Source organism: Arenibaculum sp., assembly GCF_035998295.1.
Taxonomy (GTDB): Bacteria; Pseudomonadota; Alphaproteobacteria; order Azospirillales; family Azospirillaceae; genus DASYHS01.
In genome coordinates this window covers 1-2,043 of sequence record NZ_DASYHS010000203.1, presented here as the reverse complement: position 1 = coordinate 2,043, position 2,043 = coordinate 1, and the positions used below count along the sequence as shown (strand labels likewise).

General features: G+C 71.3%; 3 protein-coding genes. All 3 read right to left on the bottom strand.

What is annotated here, in order from left to right; genetic code table 11:
• The coding region (gene ruvA / locus VGO20_RS19835) for a Holliday junction branch migration protein RuvA (RefSeq protein ID WP_327504112.1) at nt 1–578 on the bottom strand (578 nt) is incomplete at its 3' end.
• On the bottom strand, nt 575–1,084 hold the full coding sequence (gene ruvC / locus VGO20_RS19830; protein WP_327504113.1) for a crossover junction endodeoxyribonuclease RuvC: 510 nt from the start codon (nt 1,082–1,084) through the stop codon (nt 575–577). The genes ruvA and ruvC, both read right to left, overlap by 4 nt.
• A gap of 32 nt (nt 1,085–1,116) precedes the next feature.
• Nucleotides 1,117–1,866 carry a YebC/PmpR family DNA-binding transcriptional regulator gene (locus VGO20_RS19825; protein ID WP_327504111.1) on the bottom strand — a complete coding sequence of 250 codons (750 nt, stop codon included), beginning with the start codon at nt 1,864–1,866 and terminating at the stop codon, nt 1,117–1,119.
• Nucleotides 1,867–2,043 lie beyond the last annotated feature (177 nt).

Here is a 2,043-nt window from a genome sequence, read left to right as displayed (position 1 = left end):
ACGCTGGCGGCGTCGCCGAGGCGCTGGGCGGCGGTGGCGACGGCGGTGAACGCCTCGGCGCGGCGGTAGCCCAGGTTGACGAGCGCGGACACGGCGTCGGCCGTCGCCCCGGCCTCGACCGGGACGGCGGCCGTGCCCGCCCCGGCGGAGGCCGGCGCGGCCGGGCCGATGCGCAGGTCGCTCACCTTGTCCTTGAGCTCGCTCAGGATGCGGTTGGCGAGCTTGGGCCCGACCCCGTCGGCCTGGACGAGCGCGGTGCGGTCCTGGGCGGCGATCACCTGCGGCAGGCGCTCGGGATCGATCACCGAGAGCACGGCGAGCGCGACGCGCGAGCCGACGCCCTGGACGGTCGTCAGCAGGCGGAACCAGTCCCGCTCGGCCTGGTCGAAGAAGCCGTAGAGGCTGATGTTGTCCTCGCGGACATGGGTCTCGATCCGCAGCGACACGGGGCCGCCCTGCCCGTCCAGGCGGCGCAGGGTGCGTGCCGAGCAGAAGACGAGGTAGCCGACGCCGCCGCAGTCGACGACGCAATGGTCGGTGCCGACGCCGTCGAGGCGGCCGGTCAGCTTGGCGATCATCGCACGCCTCCCGCCAGAATGCCGCCGACGATGCGCCGGGTCTGGGCGTGGTGGGCGTGGCACACGGCGACCGCCAGCGCGTCGGCGGCGTCGGCCGACGCGATCTGCGAGCCGGGGAGCAGCATGCGGATCATCACCTGGACCTGCGCCTTGTCGGCCCCGCCGGTCCCGACCACGGACTTCTTGACCAGGCTGGTCGGGTACTCGGCCACGGGCAGCCCGGCCTTGGCCGGCACCATCAGCACGACGCCGCGCGCCATGCCGAGCTTCAGGGTCGAGGCGGCGTTCTTGTTGACGAAGGTCTCCTCGACCGCGGCCTCGTCGGGCTGCCAGCGCTCGATCACCTCCGACAGGCGGTCGTGGAGCTGGACCAGGCGCTCGGCCAGCGACAGGCGGTCGTCGGAATGGACGGCGCCGTCCGCCACGTGGCTCAGGCGGTTGCCGGCGACGTCGATGACGCCCCAGCCGGTGTGGCGCAGCCCCGGGTCGAGGCCGATCAGCCGCATGACGCCCGGACCGGACGGACGGTTCGCTGTCATCAGGCGCTCAGACGCTCCATCGCCTCGTCGGAGATCTCGAAGTTGCCGGACACGTTCTGGACGTCGTCGCTGTCGTCCAGGACGTCGACCAGCTTCAGCAGGGTCTGCGCCGTCTCGTCGTCGGGGGCGACGGTGTTCAGCGGCTTCCAGGCCAGCCGCGCGCTGTCGGGCGTGCCGAAGCGGGCCTCCAGCGCGTCGCGCACGGCCGAGAGGTCCTCCATCGCGGTCGTGATCTCGTGCGCCTCTTCGAAGGACTCGACGTTCTCGGCCCCGGCCTCGAGGGCCGCCTCGAACATCTCCTCGGCGCCCGCGGTCGAGGCGGGATAGGTGATCAGCCCGATGCGGCTGAACATGAACGCGACCGAGCCCGTCTCGCCGAGCGAGCCGCCGTGCTTGGCGAAGGCGGAGCGGACCTCCGCGGCGGTGCGGTTGCGGTTGTCGGTCAGCGCCTCGACGATGAGGGCGACGCCGCCGGGGCCGTAGCCCTCGTAGCGCACTTCCTCGTAGTTGGCGTCGTCGCCGCCGGGGCTGCCCTGCTTGATCGCACGCTCGATGCGGTCCTTGGGCATGTTCTGGGCGCGCGCGGCCTGGATCGCCGCGCGCAGCCGCGGGTTCGCCGCCGGGTCGGGCAGGCCCGACTTCGCGGAGACCGTGATCTCGCGCGCGAGCTTGTTGAACATTTTGGAGCGCTTGGCGTCCTGCGCTCCCTTGCGGTGCATGATGTTCTTGAATTGCGAATGGCCAGCCATGCGTCGTCTCGCCCCTTACGGCTCCGTCATTTCTGGTGGGCTATGCGGTAGGCTTCTACCACATGTGGTGCATGGCCGCACGCGGCGGAACTGTCCCCTGGAAGGCGCGCCGGCACGGCCGAAGCCGCCTACAGCGCATTCCCTGGATAGAAAGTCAATATGGCTAGATTGGGGCGT